The organism is Caulobacter sp. AP07, from assembly GCF_000281955.1.
Taxonomy (GTDB): Bacteria; Pseudomonadota; Alphaproteobacteria; order Caulobacterales; family Caulobacteraceae; genus Caulobacter.
Map to the genome: position 1 here is coordinate 1 of NZ_AKKF01000237.1, position 16,268 is coordinate 16,268.

Consider the following 16,268-nt stretch of genomic DNA (forward strand, 5'->3'; position numbering starts at 1 on the left):
GCCGAAAGGCCGGTCGCGGCGTTTGTCGTTTGAGAGACCCCTCATCCGTCGGCTGCGCCGACACCTTCTCCCGCAAGGGGAGAAGGAAGACATCACACTGCCCGCGGCGGGTAACCCTTCTCGCGCAGGGCGTCCATGACCTCCTGGGTGTGCTGGGCGTCGCGGGTCTCGATGGTGATATCGAACTCCGCGCCCTTGGCCGGCACGTCCAGGGCCAGGCGGTTGTGGTTGACCTCGATGATGTTGGCGCCCGCCGTGCCGATGACGTTGGCCACGGTCGACAGCAGGCCGGGGCGGTCGTCGCCGACGATGCGCAGGGACACCAGCCGCTGGGCGCGGACCAGTTCGCGGGTCAGCACCGAGGCCAGCAGGCGGGTGTCGATATTGCCGCCGCACAGGATCAGGCCGCACTTCTTGCCGCGGAACCGCTCGGGATAGGCCAGCAGGGCGGCCAGCGAGGCCGCGCCGGCGCCTTCGGCGATGGTCTTCTCGACATTGCAGTACAGCGCGACGGCCTGCTCGATGTGCGGCTCTTCCAGCAGCAGCACGTCGTCGATCAGCGGTCGGGCGACGCCGTAGGTCAGTTCGCCCACCTGCTTGACCGCGATGCCCTCGGCGATGGTCTGGCCGCCGCAATGGGCCGCGACGCCGCGCATCTTGGCGGTGAAGGAGGGGTACATCGCCGGCTCGCAGCCGATGATGCGGATGTCGGGCTTGACCGCCTTGGCCGCCGTCGCCACGCCGCTGATCAGCCCGCCGCCGCCGATCGGCACCGGCAGAACCTCCAGTTCCGGAACGTCTTCCAGCATCTCCAGGGCAATGGTGCCCTGGCCGGCCATGATGTCGTAGTCGTCGAACGGGTGGACGAAGGTCAGGCTCTGCTCTTCCTGCAGCTTGCGGGCGTGGGCCGAGGCGTCGTCATAGGTCTCGCCCTCGATGACCACGGTGGCCCCGAAGTCGCGGGTGTGCTGCACCTTGATGAACGGGGTGGTCCTGGGCATGACGATGGTCACCGGCACGCCGAGCCGGGCGCCGTGATAGGCCAGGCCCTGGGCGTGGTTGCCGGCGCTGGCGGCGATGACGCCCTTGGCCTTCTCGGCGTCCGACAGCAGCATCAGCTTGTTCAGCGCGCCGCGCTCCTTGTAGGCGGCGGTGAACTGCAGGTTCTCGAACTTCACCCACACCTCGGCCCCGGTGATCTTCGACAGGGTCTTGGAGTAGCGGCACGGCGTGCGCTCGATGTGGCCGGCCAGGCGAGCGGCCGCGGCGCGGATGGTGGTGATGTCGAGGGTCATGAGGCGCGCACTGTTTTCGAGAGAGGCGGACCCTAGTGCGCCTTCCCCCAAAGAGAAAGCGGGCCCGGGAGAGAAACCCGATTCAGCGGCTCGTCCGCGGCCGGGATTTCGGCTTGCGGCCGTTCAGGCGGTCGGACCGCACCTTTTCATAGAACTCGACTTCGTCGATCAGGGCGTGGCGCAGCTCGGCCAGCAGCGCCGGGTTGTTCATCACGTCCGTGCGTTCCTGCGAAGGCGGGGTGGCGTTGAGGTGGACGTCGGAGGGCATCGGAAAACCGGCTATCTCCGACAGGGTCGCCAAGTCCTCGACGCGTCGGTCGTGGAAGCCGATGAAGTCGAAATCACGCATGTCGAAGCCGTCGTAGAAGGCCCGATGGGCCGTGCCGGCGGTGGCGCGGGCGCGTTCCAGAATGCTGGGCTGTTCGGCCAGGAAGCGCAGGTGATCGGGGCTGTTGGTCGGAGGCAGCGTCTTCCAGAAGAAGTAGCCCGAGATCAGTCTGTCGACCGGCTCGCGCAGAAAGGTCGTCAGCACCCGGACCGGATAGCTGGCGTAGCGATCGGCGCGGATGTGCCCTTGGACGGCCTGAATATTCTCGGCCAGGGCCGGGGGCTCGTGGATGTCGTGAGCGGCGTTGCAGGGGTCGTGATCGAGATCCCAGAACACCCGGTCTTCGTAGTGGTTGCTCAGAGCGCGGGCCAGCGACGTGCCGCCGGCCTTCGCGAAGTGGACGTAGACGAAATCCAGCGGGTGATTGGGCATCAAGACTTAAACGCTCACGACTGGCCGGCATTCCATGCCGGCCCCTTCTCCATTAAGAACTTTCGGTTTAACAATCCAGGGTTACTTGAGGCTGCTGCTGGAAGTGAAAGCAACCTTGGGGGGCGTTGCGCGGGCGGAGTCCATCCTGAAAACGCCATCCGCGCCTTGTCTTCGGGCCCGAAGGGGTCGCGAAGGGTTGCGCGCTTCTCACAAGCGGCGCGCGCCGCTCCGAACGTAACGTCCGGGTAATTGACCTCCTTTCGCAATCTGTGGTCTAGTGACTAGGCGTAGTGTTTCTTGGCTTAGTGATGAAATCGCCGAAGCCGTTTTATCTTACGATTCCGCAAATCGCTGAAGTCTACAGTTAATATCGGGGATGTGAAATGAGTAAATCTACTGTACCATTGTTTGGATATCAATCAGACATGGGACGATACGTTCAGCAGGCGTGTGATGTGTATAACCATCTGGCAAATGGTGTGGACGAATACTGTGGTGGATTTGATGGAAAGGTTGTCCTTGACCTTGGTGTCGGATTCCAGCTCATCCACGGCGGCCTAACCCTGCCCCTAGCGATCCGGGCCGGTGCTTCACGCTGCTTCGGTATTGATATTGCATCACCCGGAATGCATTCGTCCGAGCCGAACAAGGTAGAATTCTGGAAAGCTGCTAAGGAAATGCTTTCCGTTGACGTTCAAGGACTTGATGAAGGGCGAGTATACTTCGCATCAACCGATATTTTGCATTTTGACGATTTCTTTTCGCGCATTGAATTGCTGCAGATGAGTGCGTCAAATATGTGGTTCCGCGATGATATGTTTGATCTTGTAATATCAAACGCGGTATTTGAGCACGTCCAGAACCCACATGCGGTTCTGAAAGAAATGTATCGCATTCTAAAGCCTGGTGGGACTGCCTATATACACTGGAATCCCTTTACGGGATTCAGGATGGGCGGGCATGATATCGGCATGCCGTTCCACTATCCTTGGGCGCATTTGCGCTTGAAGGAAAAGGAACATGTGAAGAAGCTCGGCGAGATTTTCCGCAACCCCGATTTGTTCAGCACTGCTTTTCCGCCCGAGCATAGCCCCACCGCAGAACGCGCCGCTATCTATGCCGAGGACCCGGGACTATTCTACAAACAGATCGGCTATGATCTGAACAGGATGCGGATTTCTGAATTCCTCGCCTACGCCACCAGCTGCGGATTTGAAATCGCGCACAGCGGCTTCCACTGCGACGAATCCGAGAAGAAATATTTGACGGACGATATCCGTCGAGAACTCGCGGGCTATTCAGACGAAGAGTTGTTGACCATCTTTCACAGCGCCGCGTTGCGTAAGCCCATGCAGGGTCGCGTCAACGTGAACTCGGTGGATGGCATGAAGTCGGCCGAACCGGCGAAAACCCCGCCTGGCCAGGTCCCGAGCCTGGCCAGGCGATTGGTCAATCGTGGTCGGGCTATTTTTCAGCGAGGACGACGAATTGCATCGGACCTAGGTAGCCGAGCTCGGCCGACCAATAGAAGTGCAACTGAGCGCCCTTGAAGCCGATCTCTTCCATCGAGGTCAGGACGTCCCAGCCGAACCGCTGGAAGCAGAGCACGCCCTGATCGGTTAACGGGTCACCATGATATTCCGGCTCCATTAGGTGTTCGATCTTCCCATCACTGTCCATCGTTGCGCGAATGACAGTGTTGGGATCATTGACATCAAATGGAGCCGTGAACAGGAACTTGCCGCCCGGCTTCAGGCAGCGATACACCTCCGCCAGGCCCTTGCGGTAGTCCGGAACATGCTCGAGCACGTCGAAGCTGAGCACGCCGTCGAAGGTGTCGTCCTGGAACGACAGTCGCGTCAGGTCCTCGAAGCGAACCCCGGCCTTGTTGTAGCGACCCGGTTGCGTGCCATCGTGCAGGAACTCGCTGCCGATCATGTTCGGGTACCTATCCTTGAGATAGGAGTACATCGGCGTGATCTGCTCGGTCATGTAGATGTGCGAGCTGGCGTCGCCGTGCATGACGTCCTGCAGGAACTGGATGGCGGCGCGCATGCGGTTGTTGAGACCGCAATGCTGACAGTTCAGGTGCTCGCGCCAGTTGGGCACCAGTTGGCCGGATTCGCGGGGGCTGGCGTGGGCGAAGGTCACGCGGAAGCTGGTGGTCCGCTTGCAGATTCCGCAAGCGCCCGGCACGAAAAACGGTTCGGTCGGCTCGATCAGCGACAGTTCGAAGTCGTCCCGCCGGTGGATCTCGGCGCCCATGTAGTTGAGAAAGCCAAGATACTGATCGTAGCTGGAGACGGCCGCGGCCCAGAAAGGGGGAATGCTCATGATGGGATCCAACGGTTTCCAGGTAAGCGCCCGCCCTACTGTCGCGGGCGGATTGTCAGGAGAGGATGATGGACGATCCGGAATCGTCCATCCGGATCGGGATCAGTTGTCGGTCACGGAGCGCGACTTGCACGTTTGCACGGGCATGGGGCGGGACGAACAGCAGGAAGAAGCCGCCGCCGCCGGCGCCGCAGAGCTTGCCGCCCAGGGCGCCCGCGCTCATGGCCGCCGCATAGATTTCATCGATTTCCGGCGATGATATGGCCTTGGACAGGCTGCGCTTGGTCAGCCAGCCGTCGTTCAGCAGCGCCGCGACCTCCGTCATCACCGTCTCGGGGTCTTGACCCTCCAGCACCCGGTGGGCCTGGCCGGTCAGTTCGTAGAGGTGATCCAGCTCCTTGATGATCCGCGCTTCCTTGGTGTTGGCGATCTGCTCCTGGACCACCTCGGAGGCATAGCGCTGGACGCCGGTGTGAACCAGGAACATCGAGGCGTTGATCGCGTCGCGCACGGCGTGCTGCAGGCGAACCGGATAGATCGAAAAGTCGTCGCCGTGGAACTCGTAGCGGTTCAGGCTGCCATAGGCCGCGTGGGTCTGGTCCTGCACGCCGACGTTCTCGCAGAGCAATTCGCGCTCCAGATGGATGGCCAGGGCCGCCAGATCGTGGCGCGTGTAGTGAATGCCCTGGATGTAGCCGAGCAGCTTGAGCAGGCCGACGGTGAAGGACGACGACGAGCCGAGTCCGCTGCGCGACGGCAGGCTGGTCAGCACCCCGAAATTCCAACCCTTCTCGATCTTCAGGAAATCCAGCGCCACGCGAAACACGGGGTGCTGGATTTCCGAGATTTCCTGGACTTCCTCGATCTGGCGATAGGCCAGGCGATAGGAATAGCCGAGGAATTTTTCGAGCCGGATGGCGCTCGTATAGACGTACTTGTCGATCGCGGTGCCGAGTACGGCACCACGATATTGACGGAAATACTCCGGGTAATCCGTACCGCCGCCGAAGAAACTAACCCGCAATGGCGTGCGGCTGGTGATCAAGGACATCGTTGAATCGGCTCCGGTGGCAAGGGGCGGGATGAAGCTTAGCGGGTCAGGAACCGCTGCGTCGTCACGCGTTCACGCCAATAGTCGAGCAGGTCCTGCATCGTCTGTTCGAACGGGATTTCGGGCTCCCAACCGGTGTGCGCCCTGAACTTGGCGGTGTTGGGCACCTGGAGGTCGGCGTCGATGGGGCGCAGGCGATCGGGGTCGATCTCGATGCGGATCTTTTCCTTGTGGGTCGAGAGCGAGATCAGCTTGTCGAGCATCTCGTCGATGCCGCAGGTGTAGGTGCCGCCGATGTTATAATATTCGCCGGGGATCGGGTTGTGGGTCACCAGCAGGTAATAGGCCTTCACCGCGTCGCGGACGTCGGCGAAGGTGCGCAGCGACTTCAGATTGCCGACCTTGATCACCGGCTCGATCAAGCCCGCCTCGATCATCGCGATCTGTTTGGCGAAGGTGGACTCGGCGAAGACGTCGCCGCGCCGCGGGCCCGTATGGGTGAACATCCGGGTGGTCATCACCGTCATGCCGTAGGCTTCGGCGTAGTAGCGGCCGACCAGGTCGGTGCCGACCTTCGAGATGGCGTAGGGCGAGGCGGGGTGGAACGTGCACTCCTCGTCGATCGGCAGTTTCTCTTGCGGAACCCGACCGAAAATCTCCGATGACGCGCAAACGTGCACCACGGCCTTGGAATCGTTCAGCCGCAGGGCCTCCAGGACGTGGGCCGTGCCCTGGATATTGGTTTCAAAGGTGTCGAGCGGCGAGTCAAAGCTGGTCTTGGGGAAGCTCTGGGCGGCCAGGTGGAACACGTAGTCGGGCTGCGACTTCACCACCACGTCGTTGATCGACAGATAGTCGCGCAGATCGCCGTAGACGATGTGGACGCGGTCCTTGGCGTTGATGCGGTCCAGATGGCCCTGGATGTTGTCCAGGGGGGAGCGCCAGCGGCACATCCCATAGATGTCCCAGTCGGTCTGCTCGAGCAGGAAGTCCAGCATGTGCGACCCCACCATGCCGGTGACGCCCGTGATCAAGGCACGCTTGCGCATCGATCGATATCCTCTCTGTCCACACGTCGACGCGCCTTGGCAGGCGCATCGCTATCAATTGTCCGCGACGCCTAGCGTCGCACGTTCGGGTAGTTGCTCGCGTACCACTCATAAGTGCTTCGCAAGCCAGTTCGAAGGTCGAGTTCGGGTTTGAAGCCGATAGATTCGAGTTTCGACAGGTCGTAGAACCGCCGCATCTGGCCGTCGGGCTTGGTCTTGTCCCACTGCAGCTCGACCGCGCCGTTCGTCGCCGCGTCCAGCCCCTCGACCACGTCGCCGATCGTGACGACCACGCCGGAGCCGATGTTGACCGGACCGCTCAGCTTTTCATGGGCCATGATCAGGGCCCGGGCGGCGTCGCTGGAGTGGCAGAAGTCGCGCTCGGCGCGGCCGGTGCCCCACACCGTGACGGTTCCGCCCTGGGTTTGGGCGGCGTGGAACTTGGTGATCAGCGACGGGATGACGTGGCCGTTCTCGGCGTCGAACAGATCGCCCGGGCCATAGAGATTGCCGCTGATGGCGTAGACGAAATCGAGGCCGTACTGCTGCTGGTACGACACCAGTTGGGCCAGCATCGCCCGCTTGGCTTGCGCATAGGCCCATTCCGAACCGTGGGGAGGGCCGTCCCAGACCTGGGTTTCCCGCAGCATGCTGCCGCCCAGCGCCTCGGGATAGACGCAGCCGGTGCCGAGGGCCGTGATCTTGCGCACGGCGAAGCGGCGGGAGGCCTCGATCACGTTCAAGTTGATGGCGGCGTTCTCGTAGAACATCTCGCCGGGGAACCGGGTGTTGCCGCCCAGGCCGAACACCTTGGCGGCCGGATGGAAGACGTGGGCCGGCCGGTGCTGGTCGAAATAGTCGAACACCGCGCGCTGATCGAGCAGGTCGAGCTCGCCGCGGCGCGGCGCCAGAACCTTCTGGACGCCGCGGACTTGCAGGGTCTCGACGAGCGCGGAGCCGACAAGGCCCCCCGCTCCGGTCACGAGAACCGTGTCATGCGCGGCCAATTCCAAACTCATCGAGCACTCCTACGAGAAATATAGTTCATCGCGCCGCCCAGCAGGCGAGGGTGGCGAAGCGCGCGGCCGACCAGATGCAGCAGAACCTGGATCATCCCGGCGGGGTCGCTGCGGAAGCCTTGCCGCAGGAACTTCACCGCCGAGCCGCGTTCATGGATGAACATCACGGTGCACCGCTTCATCGCTTCTTCGAACTGCGACCGCTCGACGCCCTTCAGCTTGGAGACAAGCTGCACGGCGCGGAAATATTCGAAGGTCAAGCGCTCCAGGCGGGTCTCGGCGCGCGCCGTCCGGCCGTGATGGCGAAAGCCGTTGCCCGACCACGGGTCGAACAGCACGTTGCCGGTGTCGGCGAGCCGGCCGACGAAGAACCAGTCCGCGGCCAGCCGGTAGCGGTCGAGCTGGTCGTCGACGGCGGCCTGGAAGCTTTCGCGCCGCATGACCATGGAGCTCATGTTGGGCACGGCGTTGCCGAAGATCTGGTAGCGGTTGTTGAACTCGCGCCCTTCGATCTCGGCCGCAGAGAGCCAGTTGTGGCCCTTGAAGTGGTGTCCGAGGTAGTTGATCGTGTGACCGATCTTCTCGCCGTCCTCGTCGATGTGCCACGAGTTGCAATAGTAGAAGGCCGAGCCGGGACTGGCGTCCAGCGCCGCCACCGCCCGGGTCAGAAAGGCCGACTGGGCCACGTCGTCGCTCTCGGCGATCCAGACATAGTCATAGGGGTCGGCGATCTTGGCCGCGTCGCGCCAGGCCGAGAAGGGGCTGCCGGAGTTGCGATCGCGAATCCTGACCGTGAGATTGTCGGCCGAGAGGCTCCGCAGATAGCTGGCGGTGCTATCCGTCGAGCCGTCGTCGATCAGCAGGACGTCGAACGTCTTGTGTTCCTGATTCAGGACGGACTGGACCCGCTCTTCGATGAACGGTCCGTGGTTGTACGACGGTATGAGGACGAGAACCCTGGATCCGGCCATGGTCAGAGTCCGTACAGCTGGGAGATCTTGTCGCTGGACGATTGCCAGCGATAGTTCTCCAGGGCGGTGGCGCGGGCGCTGAGGGCCAGGCGGCTCGTCGTCTCGTTGTCGACGAGCAGGCGTACGCAGGCGGTGGCGAAGTCGATCGCCGTATCGGCGATGATGATATCCTCGCCGGCCGTGTAGCAGAGGCCCGTGACGCCCAGAGTCGTCGAAATGGTCGGCACGCCGCAGACGGCGTACTGGTTGATCTTTCCGCGGAAGCCGCTGCCGTGCAGGGCCAGGACCAGTCCGGCCTTGGCCTGCTCGAGGATCGGGCTGAGATAGGGCACCTCGCCGACGAAGGTCACGCCCTCGTGGTCCTCGGCCTTGATCGCCGTCAAGTCGCCTCGGCCCACGACCAGCAGGTTGTAGTCCGGGCACTCGGACAGCACCTTGGGGTGGACTTCGTTCAGGTACCACTTCAGGCCGACGACATTGGTGTCGCTGCCGAAATAGGCGGCGAACACCAGGCGCTGCTTCTTGGAGTCCACCGAGCGCGGCTCGAACTCCGGCTTGAGCTGGTCTTCGAATTCGTAGGGCGAGAGGCCGGTCGAGATGTGGTCGACGCGCAGCCAGGGCGTCAGGCGGCGCAGGAATTTGGCGTCGGCGTCCGAGACGCAGACGGTGCAATCGACGGAGCGCATGATCTTCAGCTCGTCGAGGGTCGACTGGATCAGCCCGTAGATGTCCGACAAGCTTACGAAGTTGTCCATCTTCAGCTTGGCGGCCGTCAGGTCGTAATACGACCGGGCGATGCTCTCCATCGGCGTGAACAGCGAGCGCCTGGTGAGGGGCGCGAAGCTCTTCGCCAGCCGGCCGGCTTCGTGGAACTGGAAGTCGACGACGTCGTACGGGGTCCGCTCGCCCGACTGCATCTGGAACGAGTCGATCGACAGCTGGCCGGGCTCGTCGAAATACTGGTTGGTGAAGATCTCACTCAGGCCGCTGAGGTCGCCGTCGATCGCCGGGTGGCTGGCGCTGTAGAGGTCGATCTGCAGGTCGGGGTTCGCGCGGCGGATTTCCGCGTAGAGGTCGCGAAGGCGCAGGCCGCCGGCGTGGGTGAACGACGGCGCGTAGTGCGAGACCAGCAGGATCTTCTTGGACCGGGCCAGAAAGGGCATGTCAGCCGGTCGCATATCGGGAGCCTCGAGTTCGTCCATCAGTTCGATGACGCGACGCCCGTTTGGGTTGATGCGATACATCTCGCCATCGACGTAGTTCTGGAAATTCGGTTTGAGCCATTCCAGCATGGCCCTTTTATCGACCGCCGACCTGGCCGGATTCTCTCCCAGCAGCCAGTCAACGAACTTCCGGAGAGTCGCGTTGTCCAAGTCTTCCCCCTGCGTTGTCGAAGCCGCGCTCGTCCCGTCATCCCCGCCCTGGGATGATGGAACCAAGCACGTCCGTGAAGTCCGAATTCGAACCCGGTCGCCCCACCGCGACCGTACGGTCGTTAGGCGGCGATTAGGTCATCGAGTTGGTTGATGTCTACCACGGGTGAGGCTCGCCCAGCCTCAAGCCGCATGACCTTGGTGCAATAGGACCGGATGGTGTTCACGTCGTGCGAGGCGATGACGAGAATGCTCGCGGCGTCGACCATGTTGGTCAGCCGCTTGTGGCTGGCTTCGCGGAAGGACGCGTCGCCGACCGAGATCCACTCGTCCATCAACACGACATCGGCCTCCACCGAGGTGGCGACGGAGAAGGCCAGGCGCGCCTGCATGCCGGCGGAGTAGGTCTTCAGCGGCATCGCCAGATAGGGGCCCAGGCCGCTGAACTCGGCGATCTCGTCCATGCGCTCGTCGACCTGGCGCTTGGTCAGGCCGGCGATCATCGCGCGCAGGCGAATGTTCTCCAGACCCGTCGCCGAGGGGTCGACGCCCAGGCTCAGGTCGAGCAGCGAGGCGATCCGTCCGCGGACCTCCAGCTTGCCTTCATCGGGCGCATAGGCGCCGGCGAGGGCGCGCAGCAGGGTGGTCTTGCCAGACCCGTTGTGGCCGATCAGGCCCAGGCGATCGCCCGGCTCCAGCGACAGGCTGACGCCGCGCAGGGCGCTGATGATGGGCGGGCCCGACGAGGCGGCCATGACTTTGCCGCCCACCGTCGCGCCTACGATATGCTTCTTGAGCGAGCGATGGTCGACGGCATAGACGGGGAAACGGATGCTCAGACCTGAGACACGGACGTAGGTCATCGTATTCCTATAGATAGTGGACTACGCGTCGACGGGTCGAGGCGTAGACGAGGAAGGCGACAATCCAGCCGACGATCGCGAGCGATACGATAACCGTCAGAGTCCTATGATCGAGCCGCGCTCCAAGCAGTGGCGCACGAATGGCGTCAAGCATGTAGTAGAATGGGTTCAGGGTGACGAGCGGGTGTCCGGCGACCCGGTCCGGCGACCAGAACACTGGTGTCATGAACAGCGCGAACTGCATGATCGCCGCGATCACTTGCGGTACGTCGCGGAAGCGCGACGACAGGATGGCCACCAGAAGCGCGATCCAGGTCAGGTTCAGCGAAACCAGCACCAGGCCGACGAGGGACATCAGGCTGTAGGGGCTGAGAGGAACGCGGAAATAGAGAAAGACGACGACGATGATGATGATCTGGTGAAGCAGCACGATCCAGTTTCGGACCGCGACCCGCAGCAGGAAGATCGGGATCGGCAACGAGGTCTGGCGCAGGATTCCGGCGGCGTCATTGAAGGCGTTGGTGCCCTCGACGATCGTCGCCGAAATGAAGCCCCAGATGACCAAACCGATGGCGATGAACGGCACATAGGTTTGCAGTTCGACGCTGAAAATCCTCGAATACAGGACACCGAGGCCAGCGGTCAGCGCGGCGGTCGTTGCTGTAATCCAGAACGGCCCGAGGATGGATCCCCGGTATTTTGCCAGAATATCCTGATAAGCAAGGGCAACGACCAAACGAAAGGCGACGAAAGACCTCTTAAAGTCTCTCATTCCTTCTTTGAATTCGGAAAAGTAGCCCTGAGAGCCCGAAAGTATTAGATGATCGATCTGCGACATTTCACTGAGCTATAGCCTAGGACCAAACCTGCCTATCAGATCGGGTATGCGGTCACAAGGGCAGGCCCTGCCAAGCCCCGCTTTCGCGACCGCTTAGGTACACCGAAGGTCGATGGCGTCAATAGGGCGGTTCGCGGCCTGAGCGCGATTTTCTTCAATAAAAGGAAGATGTTTCACATCGCTCCGATGTTGCTCACGGTTAGGCCGCTGATCTTCGGCTCTTCCTTAGGTGGATCATGAAATCTCCGTCGCGGCGGATTTCACCGGGGCGGTGCGATCGGGTCGATCTCACTCGGCGACTGAGCATCGCCAAGCAACCGGTGGTGTTGTTGCATCCGTGATGGAACTCATTTAGGCGAGCGCCATGTCCGCGCAAAAGTCGATCAACTTCGCCGCCGTTCGCACCTGGCTCCATGACGAGGCCTGGCCCTTCTGGGGCGAGGTCGGCGTCGACCGGTCGCAAGGCGGCTTCGTGGAACACCTGACCTTGGCCGGCGAGAACGGCAACGCGCCGTTCAAGCGCGTGCGGGCCCAGGCGCGGCAGATCTATTGCTTCTCCCATGCGGCGCTCGCCGGATGGTCGGACGGCGCGGCGATCGCCGATCACGGCTGGGACTTTCTGACTCGTCACGGCCGACGCGAGGATGGGGCTTGGGTGCGGCGCCTGGCGCCCAACGGCGAAGTGCTCGACGCCGCCTGCGACGCCTATGACATGGCCTTCGTGCTGTTCGCCCACGCCTGGCGCCACAAGGTCACCAAGGATCCCGGGGTCGAAGCCAGCGCGCTGGAGACCCTGGACGCCCTCGAGCGCGTGCTTGGCCATTCGAACGGCCTGGGCTGGCTGGCCGAGGAGGGCGACGCGGGGCCGCGCCAGCAGAACCCTCACATGCACCTCATCGAGGCGGCGATCGAGCTGGCCGACACGACGGGCCACCCGCGCTTCCAGGCGTTCGGCCGCCGCATCGCCGCGCTGTTCGCCGAGCGGATCCTCGAGCGCGACACCGGCGTGTTGCGGGAGTTCTTCGCGCCCGACTGGTCGCCGCTGGCCACGCCGGAGGGCCGGATCGTCGAGCCCGGGCATCAACTGGAATGGGCGTGGATTCTCTATCGCGCCGCGCCGATCCTTGAGCTGGACATGTCGCGTGAAGCTTCGCTGCTCTACGCGCACGCCGAACGACACGGCGTCGCGCCGGTCAGCGGCTTGACCTACGACCAGATCGACCTGACGGGTCGGATCATCTCGGGCGACCACCGCTCCTGGCCGCAAACCGAGGCGCTGAAAGCCAACCTCGCCATGCTCGACGGCCACGGCCTCGATACGCGCGAGCGGATCGCCGTCTGCGTCGACAACCTGCTGGACCTCTATCTGAAGCCCGCCCCGACCGGCGCCTGGATCGACCATATCGACGGGCGCCTGCAACCGCGCGTCGACAAGATCCCGTCGACGACGCTCTATCACCTGCAACTGGCCTTCACCGAACTGCTGCGGTTGCAGCCGGTGATCGAGGCGATGCCCGCCGCCTAAGCCTTGGCGGCGAGGTCGGCTATGTAGGGGGCCAGGCGGGCCGCCAGGTCGCCCCCTTCGAACAACACGCCCTCGACGTCGGCGGCGCGCGCCGCGGCCATGTCGCTCTCGCGGTCGCCGACGAAGATCGTGCGGTCGCGGGCCACCCCGAACTGACCGATCAGGCGCTCGAGCATTCCCGCGCCAGGCTTGCGGCAATCGGTGGCCTTGCGATACGGCTCGACCGCGCCCTCGGGGTGGAACGGCGAATAGGCGAAGGCGTCGATGTGGGCGCCGCGGGCCTTGAACTGGACGTTCATCCAGTCGTGCAGCGCCACGACGTCGGCCTCGCCGTAGTAGCCATGGGCCACGCCCGCCTGGTTGGTCGCGACGAACGCATAGAGGCCCGCGTCGTTGACCGCCTTGATCGCGGCGACGGCGCCCTCGACCCATTCGATCTGGTCCGGCCGGTGGGCGTAGTTGACCTCGGCGTTGATCACGCCATCGCGGTCGAAGATCACCGCCCCCCGGCGCGTCAGGTCCGGGATGTAGGTCTGGGAACGCTCATAGTCGCTCGGCACGCCGATATCGATGAACGGACGGTCATAGGGCCGACCCTTCAACAGCCCCTCCCGGGCCAGCAAGGGATAGACCTCACGCTCGATCGACACCTGCTCGGCGTCGGGGAAATGGGCGAGGATGGCGCGGGACAGCACCGCCACCCCGCCGTTGATCAGACCCTCGCCGTCGGCGACCGAGGCCTCGCCGAACGCGGTGATGGTGTCGCCGTCCAGCACGACCGGGCCGTAGCGGGAGATGTCCGGCACCTTGCGCAGGGCCAGGGTGGCCATTGACCCGTCACTGACGCTGGCCAGGTCCCACAGGTTCACGTCGAACAGCGAGTCGCCATTGATGAAGAAGAACTGTTCGTCCAGCAGGCCGGCGGCATGGCGCAGGGCGCCGCCGGTGCCCAGGGGCGAATCCTCGACGACGACGCGTACGCCGGGATAGAGCGTGGTCAGGTCCGAGAGCTTGTCGGCCCGGAAGCCGGCCAGCAGGACGATGTCCTCCACGCCGTGCCGACGGACCTCGTCGATAAGGTAGTGCAGGAACGGGCGGCCGGCGACCGGCAGCAGCGGCTTGGGCGTTTCCCTGGTCAGGGCGCCCAGGCGCGTGCCCAGGCCGCCGACGAGGATGACGGCCTGATTGATCGCTCGTGTCTGCGTCATCCGCGACGAATCCCCTAGACCGCCGCCGCCGCCACGGCCTCGGCGGTGATGCCGAACTCCTTGTACAGGCGCTCGAACGGCGCTGACGCCCCGAAGCTGGTCATGCCGACGAACTTGCCGTCCTCGCCGATGAAGCGCTCCCAGCCCATGCGGACGGCGGCTTCGACGGCGACCCGGGTCGGGGCGGTCCCGATCACCGCCTGGCGGTACGCGGCCGGTTGCTGCGCGAACAGCTCCCAGCAGGGGGTCGAGACGACGCGGGTCGGCTTGCCCTGGGCCTGCAGGATGTCGCGGGCCGCCACGGCGATCGAGACTTCCGTGCCCGAGGCGAAGATCGTCACGGCGGCGTCGCCGCCCTCGGCGGCCAACAGCTCGTAGGCGCCCTTGGCCGACAGGTTGTCGGTCGCGTCGCCGCGCGCCCCCGGGACCTTCTGGCGCGACAGGCACATCACCGACGGGGTGGCGGTCTGGGTCAGCGCGATCTTCCAGCATTCGGCGGTCTCGACCGCGTCGGCCGGACGGAAGACCAGCAGGTTGGGGATGGCGCGCAGGGCCGCCAGGTGTTCGACCGGCTGGTGGGTCGGGCCGTCCTCGCCAAGACCGATGGAGTCGTGGGTCATCACGTGGATGACCCTGACGCCCATCAGCGCGCCCAGGCGGATGGCCGGGCGGCTGTAGTCGGCGAACGCCAGGAAGGTGCCCGAATAGGGGATGACGCCGCCGTGCAGGGCCATGCCGTTCATCGCCGCGGCCATGCCGAACTCGCGCACGCCGTAGTGCACGTAGCGGCCGGCGTAGTCGGGGGCGTCGAAGGGCTGCATGCCCTTGACGAAGGTGTTGTTCGAGCCGGTCAGGTCGGCCGAGCCGCCGATCATTTCCGGGATCGCCGGGATCAGCTGGTCGAGGGCCGCGCCGGAATGGACCCGGGTGGCGTTGGCCGGCTTGGCCTCGGCGGAGGCGGCGAGATGGGCCGTCAGCTTGTCGAAGGCGTCGGCCGGCAGCTGGCCGTTCATGGCGCGGGCGAAGTCGGCGGCGTGGGGGCTGGCCTTCAGGCCGGCTTCCCAGGCCTTGCGGACGCGGGCGCCGCGACGGCCGACGCTCTTCCAGGCCTTGGCGATGTCGTCCGGCACGGTGAACGGCGCGGCGTCCCAGCCCATGGCGACCCGCGCGGCGGCGATCTCGTCGTCGAACAGGGTGTAGCCGTGGCTGTGGTGGTCGCCTTCCTTGGGGCCCGCGCCCTTGGAGATCAGGGTCTTGCAGGCGATCAGGGTCGGGCGGTCCTGCCTGGTCGCCCAGCGCAGGGCGGCGGCGATCTTGCCGTGGTCGTGGCCGTCGACGGCCTTGACCGCCCAGCCGGCGGCCTTGAAGCGCAGCAGCTGGTCGCCGGTCTCGGCGATGGTCGCCACGCCGTCGATGGTGGTGTTGTTGTCGTCGAACAGCACGGTCAGCTTCGACAGCTTCAGGCGGCCGGCCAGGCTGATCGCCTCATGGCTGACGCCCTCCATCAGGCAGCCGTCGCCGGCCACCACCCAGGTGCGGTGGTCGACGGCGTCCTTGCCGAAGCGCGCCGCCAGGTGGGCCTCGGCCATGGCCATGCCGACCGACATCGCCAGGCCCTGGCCCAGCGGGCCGGTGGTGCATTCGACGCCCGGCGTGTGGTGCGCTTCGGGGTGGCCGGGGGTCATCGAACCCCATTGGCGGAAGTTCTCGATCTCCTTCATCGTCACGGCCTTGAAGCCGGTCAGGTGAAGCAGGGAATAGAGCAGCATCGAGCCGTGGCCGGCCGACAGCACGAAGCGGTCGCGGTCGGCCCAGTCCGGCTGGCTGGCGTCGAACTTCAGAAACTTGCTCCACAGCACCGTCGCGACGTCGGCCATGCCCATCGGCATGCCCTGGTGGCCGGACTTGGCCTTGTGAACCGCGTCCATGGAAAGGACGCGGATCGCGTCGGCCATCTTGACGGGCGAAACGGGCATGGAGCG

Annotated in this window: 14 protein-coding genes; 2 read left to right on the forward strand and 12 right to left on the reverse strand. The window is 64.2% G+C overall.

Annotation, left to right across the window (positions count from 1 at the left end; translation table 11 throughout):
- Window positions 1-92: 92 nt before the first annotated feature.
- Both PMI01_RS20945 and PMI01_RS20950 read right to left on the reverse strand, forming a co-directional pair.
- Window positions 93-1,295, reverse strand: coding sequence for a threonine ammonia-lyase (locus tag PMI01_RS20945; protein WP_007673786.1), 1,203 nt, complete (start codon window positions 1,293-1,295; stop codon window positions 93-95).
- A gap of 82 nt (window positions 1,296-1,377) precedes the next feature.
- A complete protein-coding gene (locus PMI01_RS20950) occupies window positions 1,378-2,055 on the reverse strand; it encodes a sulfotransferase family 2 domain-containing protein (protein WP_007673793.1) in 678 nt (225 codons plus the stop codon).
- 425 nt (window positions 2,056-2,480) lie between these two features.
- Here PMI01_RS20950 and PMI01_RS26560 point away from each other — a divergent pair, with 425 nt between their 5' ends.
- A complete protein-coding gene (locus PMI01_RS26560) occupies window positions 2,481-3,605 on the forward strand; it encodes a class I SAM-dependent methyltransferase (protein ID WP_157223835.1) in 1,125 nt (374 codons plus the stop codon).
- On the opposite strand, the gene PMI01_RS26190 is transcribed toward PMI01_RS26560, so the two are convergent.
- The 8 genes from PMI01_RS26190 to PMI01_RS20990 all read right to left on the reverse strand — a co-directional run bounded on the left by PMI01_RS26190 (window position 3,520) and on the right by PMI01_RS20990 (window position 11,553).
- The gene (locus PMI01_RS26190; RefSeq protein ID WP_007673799.1) at window positions 3,520-4,389 is read right to left on the reverse strand and encodes a class I SAM-dependent methyltransferase; all 870 of its coding nucleotides are present in this window, start codon (window positions 4,387-4,389) and stop codon (window positions 3,520-3,522) included. The two genes, PMI01_RS26560 and PMI01_RS26190, sit on opposite strands and share 86 nt — an antisense overlap.
- 55 nt (window positions 4,390-4,444) lie before the next feature.
- Window positions 4,445-5,440 carry a GHMP family kinase ATP-binding protein gene (locus PMI01_RS20960; protein ID WP_007673801.1) on the reverse strand — a complete coding sequence of 332 codons (996 nt, stop codon included), beginning with the start codon at window positions 5,438-5,440 and terminating at the stop codon, window positions 4,445-4,447.
- Window positions 5,441-5,478: 38 nt separating this feature from the next.
- On the reverse strand, window positions 5,479-6,489 hold the full coding sequence (locus PMI01_RS20965) for a GDP-mannose 4,6-dehydratase (RefSeq protein WP_007673803.1): 1,011 nt from the start codon (window positions 6,487-6,489) through the stop codon (window positions 5,479-5,481).
- 71 nt (window positions 6,490-6,560) lie between these two features.
- Window positions 6,561-7,508 carry a GDP-L-fucose synthase family protein gene (locus PMI01_RS20970; protein WP_007673815.1) on the reverse strand — a complete coding sequence of 316 codons (948 nt, stop codon included), beginning with the start codon at window positions 7,506-7,508 and terminating at the stop codon, window positions 6,561-6,563.
- Window positions 7,505-8,479: a glycosyltransferase family 2 protein gene (locus PMI01_RS26195; protein ID WP_007673817.1), complete on the reverse strand. Its 975-nt coding sequence runs from the start codon at window positions 8,477-8,479 to the stop codon at window positions 7,505-7,507. The genes PMI01_RS20970 and PMI01_RS26195 overlap by 4 nt, the downstream gene beginning before the upstream one ends.
- 2 nt (window positions 8,480-8,481) lie before the next feature.
- Window positions 8,482-9,771, reverse strand: coding sequence for a glycosyltransferase family 4 protein (locus PMI01_RS20980; protein ID WP_035037563.1), 1,290 nt, complete (start codon window positions 9,769-9,771; stop codon window positions 8,482-8,484).
- Between the two features lie 203 nt (window positions 9,772-9,974).
- Window positions 9,975-10,715: an ABC transporter ATP-binding protein gene (locus tag PMI01_RS20985; protein ID WP_007673822.1), complete on the reverse strand. Its 741-nt coding sequence runs from the start codon at window positions 10,713-10,715 to the stop codon at window positions 9,975-9,977.
- A gap of 7 nt (window positions 10,716-10,722) precedes the next feature.
- Window positions 10,723-11,553 (reverse strand): ABC transporter permease, encoded by an 831-nt coding sequence (locus tag PMI01_RS20990; RefSeq protein WP_007673825.1) that lies wholly within the window; start codon window positions 11,551-11,553, stop codon window positions 10,723-10,725.
- A 364-nt stretch (window positions 11,554-11,917) separates the two neighbouring features.
- On the opposite strand from PMI01_RS20990, the gene PMI01_RS20995 reads away from it, so the two are divergent.
- Window positions 11,918-13,078 (forward strand): AGE family epimerase/isomerase, encoded by a 1,161-nt coding sequence (locus PMI01_RS20995; protein WP_007673828.1) that lies wholly within the window; start codon window positions 11,918-11,920, stop codon window positions 13,076-13,078.
- On the opposite strand, the gene PMI01_RS21000 is transcribed toward PMI01_RS20995, so the two are convergent.
- Together PMI01_RS21000 and tkt are read right to left on the reverse strand one after the other, a co-directional pair.
- Complete coding sequence (locus tag PMI01_RS21000) at window positions 13,075-14,286, reverse strand: HAD-IIIA family hydrolase (RefSeq protein ID WP_007673831.1); 1,212 nt, start codon at window positions 14,284-14,286, stop codon at window positions 13,075-13,077. The genes PMI01_RS20995 and PMI01_RS21000 overlap by 4 nt on opposite strands.
- A gap of 14 nt (window positions 14,287-14,300) precedes the next feature.
- Window positions 14,301-16,262 carry a transketolase gene (tkt, locus tag PMI01_RS21005; RefSeq protein ID WP_007673833.1) on the reverse strand — a complete coding sequence of 654 codons (1,962 nt, stop codon included), beginning with the start codon at window positions 16,260-16,262 and terminating at the stop codon, window positions 14,301-14,303.
- Window positions 16,263-16,268 lie beyond the last annotated feature (6 nt).

Excerpts from the sequence above, each read along its gene's own strand:
- PMI01_RS20995 (WP_007673828.1), top strand. The coding sequence starts at position 11,918 with ATGTCCGCGCAAAAGTCGATCAACTTCGCCGCCGTTCGCACCTGGCTC.
- tkt (WP_007673833.1), bottom strand. The coding sequence starts at position 16,262 with ATGCCCGTTTCGCCCGTCAAGATGGCCGACGCGATCCGCGTCCTTTCC.
- PMI01_RS20990 (WP_007673825.1), bottom strand. The coding sequence starts at position 11,553 with ATGTCGCAGATCGATCATCTAATACTTTCGGGCTCTCAGGGCTACTTT.
- PMI01_RS21000 (WP_007673831.1), bottom strand. The coding sequence starts at position 14,286 with ATGACGCAGACACGAGCGATCAATCAGGCCGTCATCCTCGTCGGCGGC.
- PMI01_RS20980 (WP_035037563.1), bottom strand. The coding sequence starts at position 9,771 with ATGCTGGAATGGCTCAAACCGAATTTCCAGAACTACGTCGATGGCGAG.
- PMI01_RS20960 (WP_007673801.1), bottom strand. The coding sequence starts at position 5,440 with ATGTCCTTGATCACCAGCCGCACGCCATTGCGGGTTAGTTTCTTCGGC.
- PMI01_RS20965 (WP_007673803.1), bottom strand. The coding sequence starts at position 6,489 with ATGCGCAAGCGTGCCTTGATCACGGGCGTCACCGGCATGGTGGGGTCG.
- PMI01_RS20950 (WP_007673793.1), bottom strand. The coding sequence starts at position 2,055 with ATGCCCAATCACCCGCTGGATTTCGTCTACGTCCACTTCGCGAAGGCC.
- PMI01_RS26190 (WP_007673799.1), bottom strand. The coding sequence starts at position 4,389 with ATGAGCATTCCCCCTTTCTGGGCCGCGGCCGTCTCCAGCTACGATCAG.
- PMI01_RS20945 (WP_007673786.1), bottom strand. The coding sequence starts at position 1,295 with ATGACCCTCGACATCACCACCATCCGCGCCGCGGCCGCTCGCCTGGCC.
- PMI01_RS20970 (WP_007673815.1), bottom strand. The coding sequence starts at position 7,508 with ATGAGTTTGGAATTGGCCGCGCATGACACGGTTCTCGTGACCGGAGCG.
- PMI01_RS26195 (WP_007673817.1), bottom strand. The coding sequence starts at position 8,479 with ATGGCCGGATCCAGGGTTCTCGTCCTCATACCGTCGTACAACCACGGA.
- PMI01_RS26560 (WP_157223835.1), top strand. The coding sequence starts at position 2,481 with ATGGGACGATACGTTCAGCAGGCGTGTGATGTGTATAACCATCTGGCA.
- PMI01_RS20985 (WP_007673822.1), bottom strand. The coding sequence starts at position 10,715 with ATGACCTACGTCCGTGTCTCAGGTCTGAGCATCCGTTTCCCCGTCTAT.